The sequence below is a fragment of the Streptomyces sp. NPDC058326 genome (assembly GCF_042879855.1).
Classification (GTDB): Bacteria; Actinomycetota; Actinomycetes; order Streptomycetales; family Streptomycetaceae; genus Streptomyces.
In genome coordinates, this window is sequence record NZ_JBHVZO010000015.1 from 154,857 (window position 1) to 176,507 (window position 21,651).

The window sequence follows — 21,651 nt, forward strand, 5'->3', positions numbered from 1 at the left end:
AAGGGGTCTCCAGGGCGATGCGCGGTGGCAGTGGCCTGCTCAGTCGTCGAACCACACGACGAGGCGCACGTTGTCGTCACCGTGCTGTTCCGCGAGTCCTTTCATGGCTTCCCAGACGGGTTGCCACTCGCCGGTTTCGGTGACGGCATCTTTGCGGCAGATGGTGACTGATCTGTAGAGCGTGTCCCCGACGAGCCACTCACTTCCTTCGGGCCACTCCCGAACCTCACCAGCTTTGAGACCGACAGCCTCGGCAAATGCACCACTCCAGGAGGCCTTGCCCGTCATCCTGAGCCCGCTCGCCGTCTGGCGGTATTCGTGAAGCCGGCTGTCGGGCTTCTCTGCGGGCTCGTCCCAGTCGACGGCCTTCACCTCGGCCCACGTGATCCACGTAGTGCCGTGAAAGCCGTCTTCGCCGTACCACTCGGTCAGCTGGGCGAACCGCGCATCCATGGCGGCCGAGGCGTCGGCGGGAAACCCCCTGCCTGCGGCCAAGGGACGGAAGTTCGCATAGTTACGGACCCCGAAGAGACAAGCGAACGCATCGTAGTTACGGACATCGTTGAGGGAGCTGAGGCCGTGTGCGCTGTACCAGGTCGGCTCCTGACCGTCATGCGGCACCCGATACTCGATGAAGCCGCTTATATCTGTACCCATGCCAGGCATTCTCCCGACGCCGTCAAATGCTTTCGTCTGCGTCGGATCGAGGGTTCCTTCGGGTGTGGCTCGGTAGGGTCGGGCCGTGCACCCTGATGAGAGCGGACCTGTCGATCCGGCACCTGTCCTGAACTGGCAGGATGGCTCCACGCTGCGCTGGACCGATCGGCCCGAGGAGGTCGATGCTGCGTTCAGCCGGGGTGAGCCGCTCGTTGGGGTGGCTGTGATCGCGCTCGCTCTCAACCATGCGGAGGCGGACGCGATTCTGCCCCGAGTCGGCAAGGCGCTGGAGGCGGAGGACCCGGAGGTCCGCCGCCAAGGGGTCATCGCTCTGGCTCACGTCGCCCGTCTGCATCGGACCGTTGATCGTCGATGTCTCGATCTCCTGCGCGGTTGCCCGCGTGGCAACGAAGCCGATGACGACCTGTGGTCCTTCGTCGCCCGCCGACGGCTTCCGTGGTGGCTCTGGCGTCACCACTTCACGGAGCGGTTGGCCTGGGTGTTCCGGGACAGGCGGCGGGGCTGACGCTGCCAGTGGCATGCGGAGGGAACCGGTACGGCCACCGCGTGATCTTGGTGAGGTGTGAACTGCGACGAAGCTCCGGTAGCAGTCGTTCGCTAGTGACATCGAGCAGGCCGGGGCACTGGCCATGAGCAGAGGTAGGGCACGATGGGCGCCCGTACCCGCGTACCCGCCAGTAGGAGTCACCATGTCCGTGCCCGCGCCCGCGATCCTTGCCGCCTTCGAGGCCGCGAAGGGGTTCATGCCCGCCGCGGAGGGGCTCGCGCTGTACGAGGCGGCCGCGGAGGCGGCGAAGCTCGGGCTGCCGCTGCTTGAGGTCGGCACGTACTGCGGGCGCTCGACGATCCTGCTCGCGGACGTGGCCCGGCAGGCGGGGACGGTCGCGGTGACCGTGGACCACCACCGGGGCAGCGAGGAGCAGCAGCCGGGGTGGGAGTACCACGACGAGACGGTGGTCGACCCGGAGGTGGGGGTCATGGACACCCTGCCGACCTTCCGCCGGACCCTGCGCAAGGCGGGCCTCGAAGAGCACGTGATCGCCGTCGTCGGGCGGTCGCCGCAGGTGGCGAAGGTGTGGGGCGGGCAGCTGGGGCTCGTGTTCATCGACGGCGGGCACACCGACGAGCACGCCACGAACGACTACGAGGGCTGGGCCCCCAAGGTCGCCCCCGGGGGCCTGCTCGTCATCCACGACGTCTTCCCCGACCCGGCGGACGGCGGCCAGGCGCCGTACCGGATCTACCTGCGCGCGATCGAGTCGGGCGACTTCGACGAGGTCTCCGTCACCGACTCGCTGCGGGTGCTGCGCCGCCGCTGAGCAGCCGGTCAGTACAGCGAGGTCACATACAGGCAGTTGGTGTAGCTGTACCCGGGTTCGATCTTCGTCCTGCTCGACTTCGTGTCACCGGCCGAGGACGTGCCGGCGGCCCGCTTCTGGAGGAAGTGGTAGTTGCCGGCGGGCAGGAGGATGGTCGCCTTGGGGTACTTGGAGGCCGGTCCCGTGCAGGCCTTGATCTTCGGCGAGATGGTGAGGATCGGGGCCTTGTACTTCGTGCAGGTCTTGCACGCGTCGAGCGTGACCTTGCCGGTCATCGGGCCCGTGTAGAGCAGCTCGACCTCGCCGGGGCCGTCGTTGCTCACCACCATCACCATCCGGGCGCCGCCGGGCGCGTCGGCCGGGGGCAGCTTCTTCCCGGCCTCGGGCTCCTCCTCGGCGATCTCGGCGGCGATGGCGATGGAGCGGGCGTGCGCGGCCTGCGGGCTGCTCGGGTACGTCGTCGCGTAGTCGGTCATGGCCTTGGCCGCAGAGCTGAACTCCTTGTCCCTGAAGTGGTCGGTCCCGCACGCGAAATCACCCTTCTGGACCCCGGCGGCGGCATCCTTCGCCACGGCTTCGAAGGACGGGTCCGTCATGTTGTCGAGGGAGGAGCGCAGGGCCCGCAGCTCGGTGGTGGCGTCGCAGGGCTCGGCCCCGCCGAGCGCGTTCGTCCGGGTCTTGACGGCCGCGCGCACGGCCGGCTCGACGCGGGCGGCGTGGGCCGACTTCGGGAAGGTGTCGAGGAGCTCGTTGAGGCTGTCGCTGGCGGGCGGCTCGGCGGCCTGCACGCCCAGCGCGGACGTCCCGCACTCGTAGAGCGACTCGGCGAGCGGCTCGTCCGTCTTGGCGGGCCGGGAGCCCAGGAGCTCCTTGTCGAAGGTGGCGGGCAGCCCCCGCAGGTGCTTGAGCAGCGGGACGGCCGCGCAGTACTTCTTCTCCGTGTACGGGCCGGAGACCGTCTCGTAGTACGCGTCGAGGCGCGCGGGGACGAGCTTCCCAGCCCGCGATCCCGCGTGCTTCGTGCCGAGGTCCTGGTAGGTGACGAGCGCCTTGCGCCAGATCGGCTCGGCCGAGGCGAAGGGCAGTCCGTCGCCCGACTCCACCAGGACGTCCGCGGCGGCCAGCCGTTCGAGCAGGGCCTGTTCCTTCGCCTCGTCGCGGGCCGCGCCGTACGCGAGCGAGCCGCCCGCGGGCACCGCGAGCAGCACGAGCGCGAGCGGCAGCGCGAGGCGGCGGAAGCCGGCGCCGATCCGGAGGGTGGCGCGCAGCCCGCGCCTGGCGCCGTCGGCGGCGACGGCGAGCAGGAAGACGCCGTAGCCGATGAGGAGGCCGGGGGCCACACCGTCGACGTCGGCGGGAAGCGCGAACACGAGCAGCGCGGCGGTGGCGATCCAGCAGAGCGCGGCGCCGATCCAGTTGCGCAGGAGGACGTAACCGAGGCCCAGGCAGGAGAGGTTGAGAAGGCCGATCATGGCGGCCTGGGCCGGGTTGGCGTCACCGGGCGGCTGCGGCGCGGGCGGCTGCCCGCCGCCGTAGCCGGGGGGCGGCGGGCCGTATCCGGGGGGACCGTAACCGGGCGGCGGCGGCCCGTATCCGGGCGGGGCGGCGGGCGGCGGTACGGCTCCGTATCCGGCCGCCGCCCCGGACCCCGGAGCTGCTCCCGCTCCGGACGGGTCGGGCCCCACGGGTGGCGTCGCCGCCGCGGGGGGCGGGGCGGCGGCCGCGGAGGGCACGGCCTCCGACGGCGGGGCGGCGGCTGCGGCCGGAACAGTCCCCGGCGGCGGGCCGAAGGCGAGCGTGGGCGGCCCGGCGGGGGGAGCGGCCGGAGCCACGGGTGCCACCGGGGCCGCCGGAGCCGCGCCAGGTGCGGCAGGTGCGGCCGGAGCCACCGGGGCAGGCGGCGCGGCCGGAGCCACCGGAAGCACTGGGGTCACTGGAGGTACCGGAGCCACCGGAGGCACCGGCGCCACCGGCCTCGGGGCGGCCCAAGGCGCCTCCGAGGCGCCGGAAGCGTCACCCGGAGGTCTGCCCTTCGGCTCAGGGCGAGCGTCCTCGGGCTCCGGGCGGACATCGCTCGGCTCAGGGCGAGCGTCGTTCGGTTCGGGTCGGGCATCGCTCGGCTCAGGACGAGCGTCGTCGGGTTCCGGTCGGGCATCGCTCGGCTCAGGGCGAGCGTCGTCGGGTTCCGGTCGGGCATCGCTCGGCTCAGGACGAGCGTCGTCCGGTTCGGGTCGAGCATCGTTCGGCTCGGGACGTGCGTCGTTCGGTTCTTCCCCCACCACGGTTCCCCCTCGTGGGTCCATGCGCGGTGACACCCCACCGTCGCCTCTTCCGGCATACCCTTCACGGTTCGCGCACACGCGTCCACCGTTCCGTGAACCCGGTGACCAACCTGCGACGTACCCCTACCGCATTCCGGCCCGCTCAGGGCCTAAAGTCGCTGGGTGCCGTACGACCACCGGAACACCGCCCGCCGTACCCTCGCCCTGGCCCTCGCCGTCACGGGCTGCTGCGCCGTGCTCGCCGGGTGCGGGGCCTCCCAGGCCTCGCCGCCGGCCGGGAAGTCCGGGCAGAGCCCGGAGTCCCAGAGAGCCCCGCGCGAGAGCGCGACCCCGCCGCCCTCTCCGCTCGCCCCGGCCCCGGAGCCGGCCCGTCCGCTCGCCGGGCGCACCGTCGCGATCGACCCCGGCCACAATCCCGGCAATTTCCGTCATTCCACGGAAATCAACCAGAAAGTGAACGTCGGGACCCATCGCAAGGAGTGCGACACCACCGGCACCTCCACGAACGCGGGATACACCGAGGCCTCCTTCACGCTCGACGTCTCCCACCGGCTGCGCGACCTCCTCACCGCGCGCGGCGCCACCGTCGTCCTCACCCATGACGCCGACCGCCCCTGGGGTCCGTGCATCGACGAGCGCGCCCGGATCGGCAACGAGGCCCGCGCCGACGCCGTGGTCTCCGTCCACGCGGACGGCTCCGCCGCCGGCCACCGCGGGTTCCATGTGATCCTGCCCGCATCCGTGCGCGGGGGATCCGCCGACACCGCGAAGATCGTCGGCCCCTCCCGTGAGCTCGGCGAGCGGATCGCCGACCGGTTCGCCCGCGCCACCGGCACGGAACCCTCCAACTACCTCGGCGCCGGTACGGGGTTGGACGTGCGCGACGATCTCGGCGGGCTCAATCTCTCGACCGTCCCCAAGGTCTTCGTCGAATGCGGCAATATGCGTGATCCGAAGGATGCCGAGCTGCTCGCCTCGGCGGCGTGGCGCCAGAAAGCGGCACGCGGCATCGCCGACGGCATCGAGACCTACCTCGAAGGGTAGAACCGGCGGGCGATAGATTCGCTCCGTACGATGGGGCCTCCCCCGTGCCATGAACCTTGAGCGCCACCCCCGACGCGACGACTGACGACCGACGAAGGACTCTTACGTGAATATCCGCTCCCTCACCCGAGGCGATGGCGTGCTGATCGGTGCAGCGGTCGTGCTGTTCATCGCCTCGTTCCTCGGCTACGCCGGCTGTGACGGCCCGGAGTCGTTCTGCGAGCAGTTCGACTCCCCGAACTCGTGGGAAACATCGCCGCTCGGCTGGGGCTCCTTCTTCCTCGGCATCGTCGGCGTCGCGCTCGTCGTCCTCTCCCGCGCCCTGCCGCAGCAGCGCAAGGTGGCCGGTCTCGAGCTCGGCCAGGTCGGCACGGCGTTCACCGTCGCTTCCGCCTGGACCCTGCTCATGTGGATCTTCGAGGCGAACAGCGCCGGCGTGGGCCTCATCCTCGGCCTGATCGCCGCCCTCGTCGCGGCCGGTGCCGCCGTCGCCGGTCCGCTGGTCCCCGCCCTCAAGGCCCCGCTCGTCGGCGCGCCCAAGCCGCAGACCCCGCAGCCGTACGGCATGCAGCCCGGCCAGCCCGGCCCGCAGGGTGTCCCCGGCGGCTACGGCTACCCGGGTGCGCAGCAGCAGCCGTACGGCGGGCCGCAGGACCCCTCGCACGGTGCGGGCCAGCCGTTCGGCGCGCAGGCCGCCGCCGCGCAGCCGCACGCCCCGCACCAGCCGGAGCCGCAGGCCCAGGCCCCGGCCCCGCAGGCGCAGCCGGCCTCGGACTTCACGCCGTTCTGGTTCGCGGTTCCGGTCGCCCGCCAGCTGTACGCGGAGGACGGATCCCAGGCTCCGATCGCCGAACTGGCCCCGGGTACCTGGTACCTGGCGGTCGAGCAGCGCAGTGCCGCGCTCGTGGCGCAGACGCAGGACGGCCGCCGCGGCGTCCTCCAGGACACGACGGGCATCCAGCGCGGCTGACCCGCACGGCAGCTTCACGGCCCTCCGACCGGAATCACTTCCGGGCGGGGGGCCGTTGCCGTACAGTCCCCGCATCGAGACACCTGACGGCTCGTCAGAAAGGTGTGGGGCATGCGGCTCGGACTCGCCCTCGGCTACTGGGGCCGCGGCCCCTCCCCCGCCCATCTCGACCTCGCCCGTGAGGCCGAGCGGCTCGGCTACGACTCCGTGTGGACGGCCGAGGCCTGGGGATCCGACGCCTTCACCGCGCTGACCTGGATCGCCGCCCACACCAGCCGCATCAGGCTGGGCACCGCCGTCGCGCAGATGGCCGCCCGCGCCCCCACCACCACCGCGATGCACGCGCTCACGCTCGACCACCTCTCCGGCGGGCGCGTCCTGCTCGGACTCGGCCTCTCGGGGCCGCAGGTCGTCGAAGGCTGGTACGGACGCCCCTTCCCCCGCTCGCCGCTGACCGCGACCCGCGAGTACGTGGACGTGGTCCGTCAGGTCCTGCGCCGCGAGGCCCCCGTCCGGCTCGACGGCCGCCACCACTCCCACCCGTACACCGGCCAGGACGGCACCGGCCTCGGCAAGGCGCTCAAGCCGATCACGCACCCGCTCCGGGCCGACGTCCCCGTCCTCCTCGGCGCCGAGGGGCCCAGGAACATCGCGCAGACCCTCACCATCGCCGACGGCTGGCTGCCGCTGTACTGGACGCCCGACCGCTGGTCGGAGGTGTACGCGCTGCCGGACACCCTCCCCGAGGGCTTCCTCGTCGCCCCCATGGTCCGCGCGCAGGTCTGCGAGGACGTGCCGGCCGGGCTGCTGCCGGTCAAGGCGATGCTCGGCTTCTACATCGGCGGCATGGGGCACGCGTCCCGCAACTTCCACGCCGACCTGATGGGGCGGATGGGGTACGGGACGGAGGCCGGGCGCGTCCAGGAGCTGTTCGCGGCCGGGCGGCGCGAGGAGGCCGTCCGCGCCGTGCCGGACGCCTTCGCGGACGAGATCTCCCTCGTCGGCCCGCGGAAGCGGATCGCCGGACGCCTGGAGTCATGGCGGCGGGGACCGGTGACGGACCTGCTCGTCACATCACCGGACTCCGCCACGCTCCGCCTGCTCGCGGAGCTCAACGGTTTCGGCCTGGACGGCGATTGACGGTCGCCGTCGTGCCTCTTCAAGACCATGACGACACCTGCGACGTACGGAGGAGGCCGCGGGGCGCCGTCAGCCGCGTACCGCCTCACCGCCGCCCGAGGCCGCCCAGCCACTCCTCGGGCGCGACACAGCCGGCGAGGCCGTATCCGGCGAACGTTGCCCACCAGGGCACTAGCCGCCGAGCTGGGACGTGCTGGGCACCTTGTCGACGACCTCGGCGCCGGCGCTCTTCCCCGCGTCCTTGACGCTGTTGATGATCTTCTCGAAGGCTCCGACGTCCGCGTCGCCCGCCTCGCCCTTGCGGAGCTTCGTTCCGAGGTCCTTGAGCGAGTCGATGCCCGCCGAGAGCGGTGCGACCGCCTTCGAGAGCAGCGGGTCGCCCTTGGCGTTGTTCACCGCCGCCTTCAGCCGGTTGTACGTGAACGCGCCCGCCAGGCCCGCCTTCACCAGGGCGAAGGTCCGCCCGTCCGCGCCCTTCTTGAACTTGCCCGCCTTGTACGGCTTCACGATCCACTGGTACGTGGCGCCCGCGGCCAGACCGGCGTTGGCGACGAACCGGGTCTTCGCGAGCTTCTGCTGCTCGAAGGTGCTCGAACTCGTCGGGGTCGCCGCCGCACCGCTCGTGCTGGCCTCGTCGTCGCTGCCGCAGGCGGCGGTGGTCATGAGCAGGGTGCAGGACAACAGCAGCGCCACGACTCCGCGCGAGAGACTTCCGGCCACGACGGGACCTCCTTGGGGGGATGATGGCGCCAGCCTCACCCGGCGCCTTGCCCGCCGCCACCCGGAGGGCTCCGTCCGGGCCCCGCCCTCGCCCCCGCCCCGCCCCGCCCCGGATCAGCTCAGCACCAGCAGCACCGCCAGGGCGACGAGGAGGGAGTCGATCCGGTCGAGCAGGCCGCCCGAGCCGGGAAGCCAGCGGCCCGCGTCCTTCGCGCGTGCACCCCGCTTGACCATCGATTCGAGCAGGTCCCCGAGCGGGCCGCCGACCGCCACGGCCACCGCCGTCTGCCACGTCAGGGACGAGAGGACGGCGAGCGTGCCGAGACCGGCCGCCGCCCCGGCCAGCGTGCCGCTCCACCGTTTGGCGGGCGACAGCGGGGAGAGCCGGGGCCCGCCGAGACGGCGCCCCGCCGCGTACGCGACGATGTCGGCGATCGACACCGCGACGAACAGGACGAGGCCGAGGGCGCCCAGCGGCACGAGCGCGGCCAGGACACCCAGCCACACAAGGCCGAGCAGCCCCGCCCCCAGACGGCGGAGCCCGTGCTCCGCGTCACCCGCGAGGAGCGGCACCCCGGCGACCGCGAGCGCCCCGGCCGCCGCCACCCGGGGCATCTCCCCGGGAGCGAGCCAGGCCGTCAGGACGAGCCCGACGACCGCCGCGCCGAGCACCGCCCGGTCCACCGGGCCGAGCCGCAGCAGCCCGCCGTACTCCACGACGGCGATCACCCCGACCGCCGCCGCGAGCACCGCGATCCCGGGCGGACCGAGCCAGAACCCGGCGGTGACCAGGGGCACTCCGAGCGCCCACACGCACCAGCGGACCATCAGCTCACGCCGCCGGGTCGCCGCCACCGCGACCCCTCCGACCGCCAGTGCCCCGCCGAGGTACGGCACGAGACCGGCGACCGTCGTCACGGCGAGACCCGCGCGCCCGGCGCCACCGCCGCCGGAGCGCCCCGCAGCGCGTCCAGGGCGCTCCGGCACGCCGCCACGATCCGCGCGTTCTCCGCCGTGTCACGGACGGCGACCCGGACGGTCCGCCCCTCGTACGCCGGGGACATCGGCGACAGGTCCCGCAGGTACACGTCGTGGCGGCGGCATTCCCGTACGAGACGGGCCGCGCTCGGCCCGTCCGGCGGCAGGGTCACCGTGAGGAAGTTCGCCACCCCCTCGTCGACCGAGGAGAAGCCGTCGAGCTCCGTGAGCGCTGCGGCGAGCTCCCGGCGCAGCACATGGGTGCGGGCCCAGCGTTCCGCGTAGTACGCGGGGTCGCGCAGCGCGGTGACGGCGGCCAGCTGGGCCGGCAGGCTCACGGGCCACGGCGGCGTCCAGCGGCGCAGCTCCCCCGCCGTGTCCGGGTCCGCCACCAGATAGGCGGCCCGCATCCCCGACAGCGCGTACATCTTCGACAGCGAGGTGCAGACCACGACCCGGGGGTCGGTCGCGGCGAGCCCGGCCAGCGAGTCCGCGGGGTCGACATAGCCCAGGTACGCCTCGTCGATCCACCACCGGGTCCGCGCGGGCGAGGCCTCGATCACCGCCCGCAGCGCGGCGGCGGGGGCGTGGCGGCCGGTCGGGTTGTTCGGGTTGACCACGACCACGAGGTCGTAGCGTCCGCTCCGGGTCGCGGCGGCGAGCCGGGCCGGGTCGAGCAGCCAGCCGTCCTCCCGGCTCAGCGGGAGCCGGTCGACCCGGCAGCCGATGACCCGCTCGGTGACGTGGGCGTACTCGCCGTAGCCCGGGTCGAGCAGGAGGACCCGGCTTCCCGGCGTCAGCCACCGGCCGAAGGCCCGGAAGATCAGGTCGGAGGAGCCCGCCCCGACGACCAGTGACTCCGCCGGAAGCCCGCGGACCGCGGCGATCTCCGCGAGCAGCCCTTCCGCGCCCGTCGGCGGCGAGGTCCGCGCCGACCACCCCGGGTCCTCCGAAAGGACCGCGCGGACCGCCGGGGACGGCGGGAACCAGGCGTCGAGGACGTCGGCGGCGACCACCTCGTGACGGCGGGTCAACGTCCGGAAGTCCGTGCCGATGGCGGAAAAGAAGGCACCGCCGTGCTCACAGCCGTCCGCGCGGGGCGCGAACGGCACGTCGAGCCGCCAGTCGAGGCCCTGCCGCAGCCGCTCCAGGGTCCGTCCGTGGCGCTCCCCGACCGTCCTCGTCAGCTCGGCGACGGAACCGCTCAGGACCTCGAACGAGACGGCGCCCGAGCGGACCGTCCGCCCCAGCGGCCGAAGCCCCGCGGCGAGGTACATGTCGAGCAGCTCCGTGCGTCCCATCGCCACCACCTGGCGGCCGCCGCATGCCGCGGCCCAGCGCAGCGCCGCGTACATGAGGAGCGGCGCCGCCGCGGTGGACCGCCAGCGTTCCTCGACGGTCAGGACGCGGATCTCGAACGGCGCCTCCTCCGTCAGGACCGGCAGCTCCTCGCGTGTCAGGTACTTGTCGAGGGAGTAGCGGCCGGCCCACGGCGGGGTGAGGCTGACGAAGCCGATCCGCGTCTCCCCGCGCGCGGCCACGAGATACACGTTGTCGCCGTCGAGCCCGTCGCTCAGCCGGCCCGACGGGTCCACCGGATGCTGCCCCAGCTCCTCCGCGTACACGCGATGGCGCAGCTCGTGGATCCAGTCGCGGTCCCCGGGCGTGGCGGTGCGCAGCTGGAGAGCGTGGTCCATGGGATCCCCTTGCGTCGGTACGGCGTTCGCGCACCAGCATGGAGAACTCCGGTCGGCGGCACCTGAGTACGCGTACTCACCCTGCCGGGGAAGCCCGGCGCCCGCCGGATCCGCCCAGGCCCCGGGGCGGCCCGGGTCAGGGGCAGCAGTCCGGTTCGAGGCCCCTGGGGAGGCGTTCGCCGCCGAAGACGGCGCCGGTGGCCTCCTCGCCGCCGAGGGCCGCGACCGCGAGCAGCAGGGAGCCGGCGGTCCAGCTGGTCTGCTCCTCGGGCCACACGGCCTTGTCGCTCTCCGTCTCGCCCTCGAAGACGTACCCCGTCCAGTACATGCCGTTCTCCGCGCGCAGGTGCTGGATGTCCTGGAGGATGGTGAGGGCACGGTCGGACTCCCCCATCATCCAGAGGGCGAGGGCCAGTTCGCAGCTCTCGCCGCCGGTGACCCACGGGTTGGGGACCACGCAGCGCACACCGAGTCCCGGCACGACGAACGCGTCCCAGCCGGCGTCGATACGGGCCTGCGCCTGAGCGCCCGTGACCGCGCCGCCGAGGACCGGGTAGTACCAGTCCATCGAGTAGCGGGACTTGTCGAGGAAGCGCTCGGGGTGGTTGCGGACGGCATGGCCGAGCGCCCCGGCCGCCAGCTCCCAGTCGGGCTGCGGTTCCTCGCGGGCCTCGGCGATGGCGAGGGCGCACCGCAGCGCCTGGTGGATCGACGAACTGCCGGTGAGAAGCGCGTCGTTCACCGGCGTGCCGTCGGCCTCGCGCTTCCAGCCGATCTGCCCGCCGGGCTGCTGGAGCCCGAGGACGAACTCGACGGCCGCGTAGACGACGGGCCACATCCGGTCGAGGAAGGCGTCGTCGCCGGTCGACAGGTGGTGGTGCCAGACGCCGACCGCGATGTACGCGACGAAGTTGGACTCCCTGCTCCGGTCGGTGACCTGGTCGGGCTCGCCGTCGTGATAGGCCGCGTACCAGGAGCCGTCGCTGTTCTGGTGCCGGGCGAGCCACTCGTAGGCGCGGGCGGCGGCCGTGTGCTCCCCGGCCGCGTCCAGGGCCATGGCGGCCTCGATGTGGTCCCACGGGTCGAGGTGGTGGCCCCGGAACCAGGGCAGGGCGCCGTCCTCGCGCTGGACGGCGAGTATCCCGGCGACGGTCTCGGCGGCCTGCTCGGCGGTGAGCACCCCCGGGAGGACGAGGTGCTCCGCGATCCGCTCGGGATACGTCACTTGGTGTCGGCCTTCGGGTGGTGGGGCTTGGTCGCGTACGCCACGAAGCTCTTGCCGACGACCGGGTTGAGCAGCTGCTCGGCGACCCGGGTCAGGGCGGGCTTCTTCATGATGTCCCAGACGAGGAGCTTGTGGTACGCGCGGACCGGCAGCGCTGCGTCTTTACCGTCCCTGCCGACTCCGAACGCGCACTTCAGCCACCAGTACGGCGAGTGCAGCGCGTGGGCGTGGTGGGTGCCGTACGGCTTCAGGCCGGCCTGCCGGATCTTGGCGAGGAGCTCGTCGGCCCTGTAGATGCGGATGTGGCCGCCCTCGACCTCGTGGTACGCGTCGGAGAGCGCCCAGCAGACCTTCTCGGGGCCGTAGCGGGGGACGGTGATCGCGATCCGGCCGCCCGGCCTGAGGACACGGACCATCTCGGCGAGCACGCCCTTGTCGTCCGGGATGTGCTCCATGACCTCGGAGATGATGACGACGTCGAAGGACTCGTCGGGGAAGGGCAGGTTGAGGGCGTCGCCCTCCATCGCGGTGGCCGTCGCGCCGGCGGGGGCCTCCCCTGCCTCCTTCATCGCCGCGAACCAGGTGGCGACCTCGCGGATCTCCTCGCCGTTCCGGTCGAGGGCCACGACCTGGGCGCCGCGCCGGTAGCACTCGAAGGCGTGCCGGCCCGCACCACAGCCCAGATCGAGCACACGGTCGCCGGGGGCGAGCGGGAAGCGGGTGAAGTCCACGGTCAGCACGGGGTCGTCCTTGCATTCGGGGTTGAAGGGTGGTCGGGGCAGGCACCAGGTTGTGGGCAGGCGTTCCGCGGGGCGATGGGGGTTCCCCCTGCTCGAACGAAGCCGAGAGCTCGGGGGAGGGTGGGCACAACCCACCCACCGGGCCGCACCCGGCATCGGCGGCGAGGTGTCACCGGGCGCCCCCGCGCGCCCCGGCGCGGGCGACCGCCTCGCGGTAGAGCTCGGCAGTACCCTGCGCGGCACGCGCCCACGTGAACCGCTCAAGCACCCGCGCGCGCCCCGCCGCACCGAGACGGCCCCGGAGCTCGGGGTCCCCCAGGACCCGGCCGAGCGCCGCCGCCAGCGCCCCCGCGTCGCCCGGCGGCACCGCGAGGCAGGTCTCGCCGTCGGGCCCGGCGACCTCGGGAATCGCACCCCCGGTCGTGGCGACCAGGGGCGTCCCGGTAGCCATCGCCTCCGCCGCCGGCAGCGAGAACCCCTCGTACAGCGACGGCACGCAGGACACCTGCGCGGACCGCACCAGGTCGACGAGCTCGGCGTCGCTGATGCCCTTGACGAACTCGACGGCGCCGTCGAGCCCGTACCGCTCGATGGCCTGGGCGACCGGCCCGTCCTCGGCGCGCTTGCCGACGACGACGAGGTGCGCGTCCGGGTTCTCCGTGCGGAGCTTGGCGAGCGCCTCGATCAGATGGATCAGGCCCTTGAGGGGGACGTCGGCGCTGGAGGTGGTGACGATCCGGCCGGGGACCTCGGCGACGGACGGGTCCGGGGACCACAGACCGGTGTCGGCGCCGATGTGGACGACCTCGATGCGGTCCTCGCGTACGCCGAGGTGCTCGACGATCTCCCGGCGGGAGGTGCCGGAGACGGTGAGGACGGACGGCAGGCGGCGGGCGACCTTCTTCTGCATGCCGGTGAAGGCGTACCAGCGGCGGACGGAGGCGCGGCGCTTCCAGTCGGCGGCCGCGTCCAGTTCGAGCTGCCGGTCGACGGTGATCGGGTGGTGGATCGTGGTGACGAGCGGCGCGCCGATCGCGCGCGGGCCGCCGAGGAGCCCGTACCCGAGGGTCTGGTTGTCGTGGACGACGTCGAAGTCGCCGCGGCGGGCGGCGAGCAGGCGCCGGGCCCGCAGGGAGAAGGTGAGCGGCTCGGGGAAGCCGCCCGTCCACATGGTGGCGACTTCCAGGGCGTCGATCCAGTCCCGGTACTCGTCGCGCTTCGGGGTCCGGAAGGGGTCCGGCGAGCGGTAGAGGTCGAGGCTGGCGACCTCGGTCAGCGGCACGCCCTCGTCGAGGGTGGGGTACGGCTGGGAGCCGATGACCTCGACGCTGTGGCCGAGGCGCGCGAGTTCGCGGGAGAGGTGCCGGACGTAGACGCCCTGACCGCCGCAGAACGGGTTTCCCTTGTACGTCAGGAGAGCGATCCGCAGCGGAGCGTCACCGGTCGCGGTGACACCCTGGCGGGGGCCTGCCTCTATGGCCTCAGCGGTCATGCGCGACCCCCTTCGAGCGTGCGTTTCGCCGGAGCGTAACCGGTCGCGCTAATCTAGAACAAGTTACAGACTTGAACGGTCGCGTGATCGCCGGCCTGATCGTCCGACCGATCGCAGGCCCGGTCTTCCCGACCTTCTTGATCCTTCAAGGAGGACAGAATCTACCGGCAGGTAGCCCCGTGGTGAGAGCCGGAACAGGTGATTCGCGCCACGGCGCCCGCACGGCCATACTGTCGCTCCCCACCGCACGGAACGGGACCTCATGACCGCAGACAACAGAGCGGACCACAGACCCGCGTCGCCGCCCCTCACGGAGCGCCAGGAGGCGCGGCGCCGCCGCATCCTGAACGCCAGCGCCCAGCTCGCGGCGCGGGGCGGCTTCGACGCCGTGCAGATGCGGGAGGTCGCCGAGGCGGCCGGGGTGGCCCTGGGGACGCTGTACCGCTACTTCCCGTCCAAGATCCATCTGCTGGTCGCGACCATGCAGGACCAGCTCCAGCACATGCACACCACCCTGCGGAAGCGGCCGCCCGCGGGCACCGACCCGGCGGAACGGGTCGCGGAGACCCTGATGCGCGCCTTCCGCGCGCTCCAGCGCGAGCCGCAGCTCGCCGACGCGATGGTGCGGGCGCTGACCTTCGCGGACCGGGGGGTGAGCCCCGAGGTCGACACGGTCTCGCGGCTGACGACGGCGATCATCCTGGACGCGATGGGGGCGGAACACCCCACCCCGGAGCAGCTGTCGGCGGTCCGGGTGATCGAGCACACCTGGCACTCGGCGCTGATCACCTGGCTCTCCGGGCGCGCCTCGATCGCACAGGTGAAGATCGACATCGAGACGGTCTGCCGGCTGATCGACCTGACGGCACCGGAGCGCGAGCCCGCGCGGCACTGACGCCGGCCCGCTCCGGGCCCCCCGCCGCGTGGGCGGAGGCGTCGGGGCGGGCGGAGCAGCCGTGGCCCCTCACCCTGTACGCCCGCGGGCGGCGCCACCCGCGCCCCCCGCGGATTCCGCGGCGGGGCGGGCGACGGCGTGAGAGGTCAGGGCTTCGCGTTCTTCGCGTTGTCCTTGGCGATGAGCGCCGCGCACTCCGGGCTGGAGTCGGCGCCGACGAACATCACGAGCTTCACCGGGCCCGTGGAGTGGTCGCTGGCGTTCAGCTGCCAGCCGCTCTTCTTCAGGGACTTGATCACCGAACCGGCCTGCTCGTGGCTCCGCTCCTCCTGCCAGCCGCCCTTGACCAGAGCCGCGACCGTGTCGGTGTAGGACTTCTTCGGGTCCGCGGCCTTCTCGGCGTCGGCCGTCCAGCTGACCATGCAGTCCTTGAGCTCGGCCGGGATCTCCTCACCCGAGGCGTCCTGCTCGAATCCGGCCGCCTTCGCCGCGTCGTCCAGCTCCTTGGTGACCGCGGCGCCGGTGAGCCGCTCACCGCCCGAACCGCCGGAACCCGAACCGCCGGAACCCGAACCGCCCGAGGTGGTCGAGCCCGCGGAGGACGAACCGCCCTTGTCCGAACCGCCCTCGCTGCCACAGCCCGCGACCAGCAGCACCACACCGGCGGCCGCGGCCGCCATCATCGCCTTGCGCACAGTTCTCCCAAATCGGCACGCACGAAGGCCTCTTGCCCCCGTAGACAAGGGCACAGTTTTGCACGTGGAAACGGCGGACACGCGCAAGGGCGTCCTCCCGTCAGGGCCGTTCGCGGTCGTCCCCGAACAGGGAGTCCCACTCCTTGTCGGTGAACCGCGCCATGCACGCGTCCTCCGAGGCCTGGAAGGAGATCATCTCCATGCTCAGCCCCTGCCGCGCGCTGTGGTGACGGGCGTACAGCGTCCAGCCCCGCTTCTTGAGCGTGACCGCGACGCCGGTGCCGCCCTTGTCGTCCAGCTTCTCCACCTGGCGCTGTGACTGGCTCCACCGCTCCCCCGCGAGGGCGGCGACCGCCTTGTCGAACCCGCCGCGCGAGCCTTCGGTGACGGGACCGATGTACTGCCAGCCCGCGGAGCAGGCAGCGGCGCGCTCCGCCACCCGTTCCCGTTCCGTGGACGCCGTGGGCGCGGGCGCGGAGCCCGTGGGGGTCGGCCCGCCGAACCCCGGAAGGTCGGATTCGGGCAGCCCCGCGTCCTCGACGGCGGCGACGATCTCGGTGTGCGCCGCCTCACGCCCGAAGGTCTCCGCCCCCGCGCCGGGACCGCACGCCGCCCCGAGAAGCGCCACCGCCGTCACGCCCGCGACCGCCGCCCACCGTGTACCCCGACCCCGCATGACGTCCCCGCTCCCTGTGTCCCCGCTGTGCCGAGCGAGTGTCACACACGCGGCAGGCCCAGGTCACAGGCGGTCCCGACGGGCGCGGCGGCCCCGGCCGCTCCTCGACCGGGCCGCTCACCGGCGCCCGGTCACTCCTCCGGCGGGAACACCGGTTCTCCCCCCTCCGCCAGGGTGATCAGGATCGCCTCCACCGGGCAGCCCTCCGCCGCCGCCAGCAGGAGTTCGCCCGCGTCGGTCTCCGGGGCGCGCGGGTGCGACTGGCGGGCCGCGTCGAGGCGGAAGCCGTCCGGGGCGTGGTTCACGCACATGCCGGAGCCGATGCAGACGCCCCGGTCGACCTCGACGTGCCAGCGGTCGCCCATCACGCGTCCCCGGCCGGGTCCTCGTAGCCGCCAGGCAGGTGGATCATCTTGTGCTCCAGGTACTCGCCGAAGCCCTCGGGGCCGAACTCCCGGCCCAGGCCGGAGTTCTTGTAGCCGCCGAAGGGACCGAGCATGTCGAGGCTGAAGGTGTTGACGTTGAAGGTGCCGGTGCGCACCTCCCGGGCGAAGTCGATGCCGTGCTCGACGTCCCCGGTCCAGACGCTGCCGCTGAGCCCGAAGTCGGAGTCGTTCGCGATCCGCAGGGCCTCGGCCTCGTCCCCGTACGGCAGGAGGCAGATGACCGGTCCGAAGATCTCCTCGCGGGCGATCCGCATGGAGTTGTCGACGCCGCCGAAGAGCGTCGGCTCGACGTACCAGCCGCGGTCGAGCCCGGCCGGGCGGCCGCCGCCCGCGAGGACCTTGGCGCCCTCCGCCTGGCCGATGCCGATGTAGTCGAGGGAGCGCCGCTGCTGGCGGCGGGCGACGAGCGGGCCGACCTGGGTGGCCGGGTCGAGCGGGTCGCCGACGACGAGCGCGCCGGCCGCCGCGGCGAAGGCCTCGGCGATCTCCTCGTACCGGGAGCGGGGAGCGAGGATACGGGTCTGGGCGACGCACGCCTGGCCGTTGTTCATCCAGGCGGCCGGGACGATCCCGGCGACGGCGGTCGCCGGATCCGCGTCGGGCAGGATCACCGCGGCCGACTTGCCGCCGAGTTCGAGGGTGACGCGGGTGAGGTTGCGGGAGGCGACCTCCATGACGCGCCTGCCGGCGGCGACCGAGCCGGTGAAGGAGACCTTGTCGACGCCGGGGTGGCCGACGAGGTACTCGCTGACCTCACGGTCGGCGGGCAGGATGCTGAGCACGCCCTCGGGCAGCCCCGCCTCGGTGGCGATGTCGGCGAGGATGTACGAGTCCAGGGGCGATTCGGGCGACGGCTTGAGGACGACCGTGCAGCCGGCGAGCAGGGCGGGCCCGAGCTTGGCGGCGGCGGTGAACTGCGGCACGTTCCACGGGACGACGGCCGCGACCACGCCGACCGGCTCGCGCCGGACGAGCAGCGGCCCGAGGATGCCGCCGCGCCGCTCCTCGTACGTGAAGTCGCGGGCGACGGTGATCGCCGCGTCCCAGACCATCATGGCGCCGAGTGCCTGGGCGAGGACGGACCAGGAGTACGGGGAGCCGTTCTGCGCGCTGATGGAGCGGGCGATCTCCTCGTGGCGGACGGCGATCGCGTCCTTGATGCGACTGACGACGGCGATCCGTTCCTCCACCGCCATCCGCGGCCACGGCCCCTCGTCGAAGGCCCGGCGCGCGGCGGCCACGGCCCGGTCGACGTCGGCGGCGGAGGCGTGCGGGACGCGTCCGATGACCTCCTCGGTGTGCGGGGAGATGACCTCGATGACCTCCTCGCCGAGCGGGTCGGTCAACTCCCCGCCGATGAACAGCTTTCCGTGCTCGACAAGCTCGGCCATGACCGCCGCCTCCAGAGGAGAAGGAATTCCCTGACGATGTCTCAGAACTGATACCAGTTCTAGTTATGATGGGCAACGGTCGAGCACGCTCCGCACCGCCCTGGAGAGACGAGGACCCGCCCATGACGCAGGTGACCGAGCACGGCGGAGGCGTCTGGTCGCTCCGGGTGCCCATCCCCGACAACCCGCTCGGCCACACCCTGGTCCACGTCCTCGACACCGGACTCGGCCCGGTCCTCGTCGACACCGGATGGGACGACCCGGCCTCCTGGGTCGAACTGACCGCGGGGCTCGGCGCGCTGGGCCTCGGCGTCGCGGACGTCCACGGCGTCGTCATCACCCACCACCACCCCGACCACCACGGTCTCTCCGGCCGGGTCCGCGAGGAGTCCGGCGCCTGGATCGCCATGCACGCCGCCGACACCGCCGTCGTCCGCCGCACCCGCGAGTCCGGACCCGGCACCTGGCTCGACTACCTCGCCCACAAGCTCGCCACCGTCGGCGCCCCCGACGACCACGTCGCCCCGCTGCGGGCCGCCCGTGCCTCCGGCCGCATGGACACCCTGCCCGGTCTGCGCTCCGCCCTGCCCGACCGCGAGATCGTCCCGGGCGAGCTGCTCGACCTGGCCGGACGGCGGCTGCGCGCGATCTGGACCCCGGGGCACACCCCCGGCCACGTCTGCCTCCACCTGGAGGAGGAGCACCCCTCCCGGCTCCCCGGCCACGGCCGTCTCTTCTCCGGCGACCATCTGCTGCCGGGGATCTCCCCGCACATCGGGCTGTACGAGGACCCCGACGACGACGCCGTCACGGACCCCCTCGGCGACTACCTCGACTCCCTCGAACGCGTCGGCCGCCTCGGTGTCGCCGAGGTCCTCCCCGCCCATCAGCACGCCTTCACCGACGCCGCCGGCCGGGTCCGCGAACTCCTCGACCACCACGAGGAACGGCTCACCGGGCTCCTCGGCCTCCTCGCCGCACCCCTCACGCCCTGGCAGCTCGCCGAGCGGATGGAGTGGAACCGCCCCTGGGAGCAGATCCCCCACGGGTCGCGGAACATCGCCGTCAGCGAGGCCGAGGCGCACGTCCGCCGCCTGGTGAAGCTGGGCCGCGCGGAGCCGGTGGCGGGCACCGACCCCGTGGAGTACGTGGCGGTGTGAGACCTCAGGCCTTCACCAGACGGATGACCGACATGACCAGGACGATCGGGGAGAAGCCGCCTCCGAGGATCATCACCGGCAGCGCCACCCACCACAGGTAGTGCTGCCCGCCGCCCTCCCCGTACGCGTAACCGTTGTGGACGAACAGGAACCAGAGGAGGTGCAGCGTCAGCACGACGCACAGCGCCATCCAGTAGACGGCGACACCGGCGGCCCACAGCCGGACCCTGCCCTGCGGGACCGTCGGGAGCCGCCGCCGGTAGATGTGGAGCCCGGCCATCGCGACGATGAGGAGCAGGGTCGCGGGCAGGCGCCACCAGTCGTTCATCGCCCATTGATAGGCGCCGCCCGCCTGGTCGGAGAGCGAAGGGTGGTCCGCCGCCCGGTTCATGAGGTCGACCCCGCCCACGAGGAACGCCAGCATCGGCACCAGGTAGAACAGCCCGAGGGCGGGCCTGCCCAGGCCGGCGGTCAGCGTGCGCACGGCGACCTCCCGCGCGGACGGCACCCCCTTCGACGACGCCCGCGCTCGCGGCACGGCGGCCGGGCCACGGACGGCCGTCCGGGCGGGGGTCCGGGCAGGGGTCCGGGCGGGAGCGGGAGCCGGTGCCGGAGCGGGCACGGACGCGGACGCGGGAGCGGGCAGCACAGCGGTCGGTGGTGACGGCTGCGGCTGCGGCTGCGGGAGTACGGCGGTGAGGGCGCCCGCCGTCGCATCGGCGGCGCTCGTGGGCGCGGCCGTCCCGCTGCCCGTACCGGCGGACTCCGGCTCCGGCTCCGCCTCCGCGTTGAGCAGTTCCTCCGCCTTCTGGGCGATGGCCGCGACCACCGGCGCCGGGAGCCAGGACCCGTTGTCCCCCAGGTGGGCATCGGCGGCGGCCGCGAGCTCCGCCACCGGGGGGCGCTCCTCCGGCCGCTTGGCCAGGCAGCGGCGTACGAGCTCCGCGAAGGGTCCCTCGGCCCCCCTGAGGTCGGGCTCGTGGTGGACGAGCCGGTACAGCAGCTCAGCCACCGAGCCGCCCCCGAAGGGCCCCCGCCCGGTCGCCGCGAACGCCAGCACCGCGCCGAGGGAGAAGACGTCCGCCGCGGGCCCGACCGGCCGCCCCTCCGCCTGCTCCGGCGACATGAACCCGGGCGAACCGACGACCAGACCCGTCCCCGTCAGGGCCGTCTCGTCGGCGGAGCGCGCGATGCCGAAGTCGATCAGCAGGGGGCCGGACAGCGAGAGCAGGACGTTGGACGGTTTCACGTCCCGGTGCACGAGCCCCGCCCGGTGCACCCCTTCGAGGGCGTGCGCGAGGCCGGAGAGCAGGCGCCACAGGGCCGGTCCGGGCAGCGGCCCGTGCCCGATGACCGCCTCGGAGAGCGCGGGCCCCGGCACGTACGCGGTGGCCAGCCAGGGGACCTCCGCGTCGGGGTCGGCGTCCAGGACCGGGACGGTGCCCGCTCCCCGTAACGACTGGGCGGCCCGTACCTCGCGGGCGAAGCGCGTACGGAAGCCGGGGTCACCCGCGATCGCGTCGTGCACCACCTTCAGCGCGACCGTGCGGCCGCCCCGCGACCGGCCCAGGTAGACGCGGCCCATGCCGCCCTCACCCAGGCGGTAGAGCAGCCGGTAGGAACCGACCGCCCGCGGGTCGCTCTCGGTCAACGGCCGCATTCCGTACCCCCCGTGAGGACGCCGTCGTCATCGCGCCCGCGCGTCACACCGTCGTCCACGCGCGCGCGTGCGCGCGTGGTCTCGTGCGTACGTGGTCTCCCGTGACCTCCGCCCACGGGCGCGGCCGTCAGCATGGCACAGCGGTCCGCTCTCCGGCAGCGCGCCCGCGAAGCCCGTCCGGGATCACCCGGAAGCCCGCCTCCCGTCCCGGTGTGAGCCGCCTCGCACCCCCCGGGGACGGGGCCGTACGGGCCGGTAGAGTGGGCCCGTCGTCATCATGCCCGTACGGGGGGAAGCCGGTGCGAATCCGGCACTGACCGCGCAACCGTGAGCCGTTCTCCGTGAGCGGCGAGTCGGAATGCCCCGTCCGGGACGTGACCGCCGGCACCGTCGAGGAATACGGAGCCGGAGCCTGGTGCCCCTGAGGCGTGCCGGTGCCCGGC

At 73.1% G+C, this 21,651-nt stretch carries 20 protein-coding genes and 1 riboswitch; of the genes, 7 read left to right on the top strand and 13 right to left on the bottom strand.

Features of this window, described 5'->3' with window-relative positions; all coding sequences use genetic code 11:
• Nucleotides 1-39: 39 nt before the first annotated feature.
• Nucleotides 40-657: a hypothetical protein gene (locus tag ACFVYX_RS25740; RefSeq protein WP_389683849.1), complete on the bottom strand. Its 618-nt coding sequence runs from the start codon at nucleotides 655-657 to the stop codon at nucleotides 40-42.
• Between the two features lie 85 nt (nucleotides 658-742).
• Here ACFVYX_RS25740 and ACFVYX_RS25745 point away from each other — a divergent pair, with 85 nt between their 5' ends.
• Together ACFVYX_RS25745 and ACFVYX_RS25750 are read left to right on the top strand one after the other, a co-directional pair.
• Entirely contained in the window at nucleotides 743-1,183 is a 441-nt protein-coding gene (locus tag ACFVYX_RS25745; protein ID WP_389683850.1) for a hypothetical protein, read from the top strand.
• A 184-nt stretch (nucleotides 1,184-1,367) separates the two neighbouring features.
• The gene (locus ACFVYX_RS25750) at nucleotides 1,368-1,997 is read left to right on the top strand and encodes a class I SAM-dependent methyltransferase (RefSeq protein ID WP_389683851.1); all 630 of its coding nucleotides are present in this window, start codon (nucleotides 1,368-1,370) and stop codon (nucleotides 1,995-1,997) included.
• An 8-nt stretch (nucleotides 1,998-2,005) separates the two neighbouring features.
• Here ACFVYX_RS25750 and ACFVYX_RS25755 read toward each other — a convergent pair whose 3' ends face one another.
• Nucleotides 2,006-3,829, bottom strand: coding sequence for a hypothetical protein (locus ACFVYX_RS25755; protein WP_389683852.1), 1,824 nt, complete (start codon nucleotides 3,827-3,829; stop codon nucleotides 2,006-2,008).
• A gap of 612 nt (nucleotides 3,830-4,441) precedes the next feature.
• On the opposite strand from ACFVYX_RS25755, the gene ACFVYX_RS25760 reads away from it, so the two are divergent.
• The 3 genes from ACFVYX_RS25760 to ACFVYX_RS25770 all read left to right on the top strand — a co-directional run bounded on the left by ACFVYX_RS25760 (nucleotide 4,442) and on the right by ACFVYX_RS25770 (nucleotide 7,433).
• Nucleotides 4,442-5,323 carry an N-acetylmuramoyl-L-alanine amidase gene (locus ACFVYX_RS25760; RefSeq protein WP_389683853.1) on the top strand — a complete coding sequence of 294 codons (882 nt, stop codon included), beginning with the start codon at nucleotides 4,442-4,444 and terminating at the stop codon, nucleotides 5,321-5,323.
• Between the two features lie 106 nt (nucleotides 5,324-5,429).
• Nucleotides 5,430-6,293 carry a DUF5336 domain-containing protein gene (locus ACFVYX_RS25765; protein WP_389683854.1) on the top strand — a complete coding sequence of 288 codons (864 nt, stop codon included), beginning with the start codon at nucleotides 5,430-5,432 and terminating at the stop codon, nucleotides 6,291-6,293.
• A gap of 111 nt (nucleotides 6,294-6,404) precedes the next feature.
• Nucleotides 6,405-7,433: an LLM class F420-dependent oxidoreductase gene (locus ACFVYX_RS25770; protein WP_389683855.1), complete on the top strand. Its 1,029-nt coding sequence runs from the start codon at nucleotides 6,405-6,407 to the stop codon at nucleotides 7,431-7,433.
• Between the two features lie 171 nt (nucleotides 7,434-7,604).
• On the opposite strand, the gene ACFVYX_RS25775 is transcribed toward ACFVYX_RS25770, so the two are convergent.
• From ACFVYX_RS25775 to ACFVYX_RS25800, 6 genes are all read right to left on the bottom strand, one after another.
• Nucleotides 7,605-8,096 carry a hypothetical protein gene (locus ACFVYX_RS25775; RefSeq protein WP_389683905.1) on the bottom strand — a complete coding sequence of 164 codons (492 nt, stop codon included), beginning with the start codon at nucleotides 8,094-8,096 and terminating at the stop codon, nucleotides 7,605-7,607.
• Nucleotides 8,097-8,267: 171 nt separating this feature from the next.
• A complete protein-coding gene (locus tag ACFVYX_RS25780; protein ID WP_389683856.1) occupies nucleotides 8,268-9,071 on the bottom strand; it encodes a phosphatidate cytidylyltransferase in 804 nt (267 codons plus the stop codon).
• Nucleotides 9,068-10,828 carry an aminotransferase class I/II-fold pyridoxal phosphate-dependent enzyme gene (locus tag ACFVYX_RS25785; RefSeq protein WP_389683857.1) on the bottom strand — a complete coding sequence of 587 codons (1,761 nt, stop codon included), beginning with the start codon at nucleotides 10,826-10,828 and terminating at the stop codon, nucleotides 9,068-9,070. Before ACFVYX_RS25785 ends, ACFVYX_RS25780 begins: the two co-directional genes overlap by 4 nt.
• A 136-nt stretch (nucleotides 10,829-10,964) precedes the next feature.
• Nucleotides 10,965-12,053 carry a prenyltransferase gene (locus ACFVYX_RS25790; protein ID WP_389683858.1) on the bottom strand — a complete coding sequence of 363 codons (1,089 nt, stop codon included), beginning with the start codon at nucleotides 12,051-12,053 and terminating at the stop codon, nucleotides 10,965-10,967.
• The gene (locus ACFVYX_RS25795) at nucleotides 12,050-12,793 is read right to left on the bottom strand and encodes a class I SAM-dependent methyltransferase (RefSeq protein ID WP_389683859.1); all 744 of its coding nucleotides are present in this window, start codon (nucleotides 12,791-12,793) and stop codon (nucleotides 12,050-12,052) included. The genes ACFVYX_RS25790 and ACFVYX_RS25795 overlap by 4 nt, the downstream gene beginning before the upstream one ends.
• Before the next feature lie 169 nt (nucleotides 12,794-12,962).
• Nucleotides 12,963-14,285: a glycosyltransferase family 4 protein gene (locus ACFVYX_RS25800; protein ID WP_389683860.1), complete on the bottom strand. Its 1,323-nt coding sequence runs from the start codon at nucleotides 14,283-14,285 to the stop codon at nucleotides 12,963-12,965.
• A gap of 262 nt (nucleotides 14,286-14,547) precedes the next feature.
• Here ACFVYX_RS25800 and ACFVYX_RS25805 point away from each other — a divergent pair, with 262 nt between their 5' ends.
• Nucleotides 14,548-15,180 (top strand): TetR family transcriptional regulator, encoded by a 633-nt coding sequence (locus ACFVYX_RS25805; protein WP_389683861.1) that lies wholly within the window; start codon nucleotides 14,548-14,550, stop codon nucleotides 15,178-15,180.
• 146 nt (nucleotides 15,181-15,326) lie between these two features.
• Here the strand turns inward: ACFVYX_RS25805 and ACFVYX_RS25810 are convergent, their stop codons facing one another.
• From ACFVYX_RS25810 to ACFVYX_RS25825, 4 genes are all read right to left on the bottom strand, one after another.
• Complete coding sequence (locus ACFVYX_RS25810; RefSeq protein WP_389683862.1) at nucleotides 15,327-15,875, bottom strand: hypothetical protein; 549 nt, start codon at nucleotides 15,873-15,875, stop codon at nucleotides 15,327-15,329.
• A 100-nt stretch (nucleotides 15,876-15,975) separates the two neighbouring features.
• Nucleotides 15,976-16,551 carry a hypothetical protein gene (locus ACFVYX_RS25815; protein ID WP_389683863.1) on the bottom strand — a complete coding sequence of 192 codons (576 nt, stop codon included), beginning with the start codon at nucleotides 16,549-16,551 and terminating at the stop codon, nucleotides 15,976-15,978.
• 131 nt (nucleotides 16,552-16,682) lie between these two features.
• Nucleotides 16,683-16,916, bottom strand: a complete 234-nt coding sequence (locus ACFVYX_RS25820; RefSeq protein ID WP_389683864.1) for a ferredoxin — start codon at nucleotides 16,914-16,916, stop codon at nucleotides 16,683-16,685.
• The gene (locus tag ACFVYX_RS25825; RefSeq protein WP_389683865.1) at nucleotides 16,916-18,388 is read right to left on the bottom strand and encodes an aldehyde dehydrogenase; all 1,473 of its coding nucleotides are present in this window, start codon (nucleotides 18,386-18,388) and stop codon (nucleotides 16,916-16,918) included. The genes ACFVYX_RS25820 and ACFVYX_RS25825 overlap by 1 nt, the downstream gene beginning before the upstream one ends.
• A gap of 122 nt (nucleotides 18,389-18,510) precedes the next feature.
• Here ACFVYX_RS25825 and ACFVYX_RS25830 point away from each other — a divergent pair, with 122 nt between their 5' ends.
• Nucleotides 18,511-19,548 carry an MBL fold metallo-hydrolase gene (locus tag ACFVYX_RS25830; RefSeq protein WP_389683866.1) on the top strand — a complete coding sequence of 346 codons (1,038 nt, stop codon included), beginning with the start codon at nucleotides 18,511-18,513 and terminating at the stop codon, nucleotides 19,546-19,548.
• A 4-nt stretch (nucleotides 19,549-19,552) separates the two neighbouring features.
• On the opposite strand, the gene ACFVYX_RS25835 is transcribed toward ACFVYX_RS25830, so the two are convergent.
• Entirely contained in the window at nucleotides 19,553-21,208 is a 1,656-nt protein-coding gene (locus ACFVYX_RS25835) for a serine/threonine-protein kinase (protein WP_389683867.1), read from the bottom strand.
• Between the two features lie 289 nt (nucleotides 21,209-21,497).
• Nucleotides 21,498-21,572: riboswitch (cobalamin riboswitch) on the top strand.
• The last annotated feature ends 79 nt before the right edge of the window (nucleotides 21,573-21,651 follow it).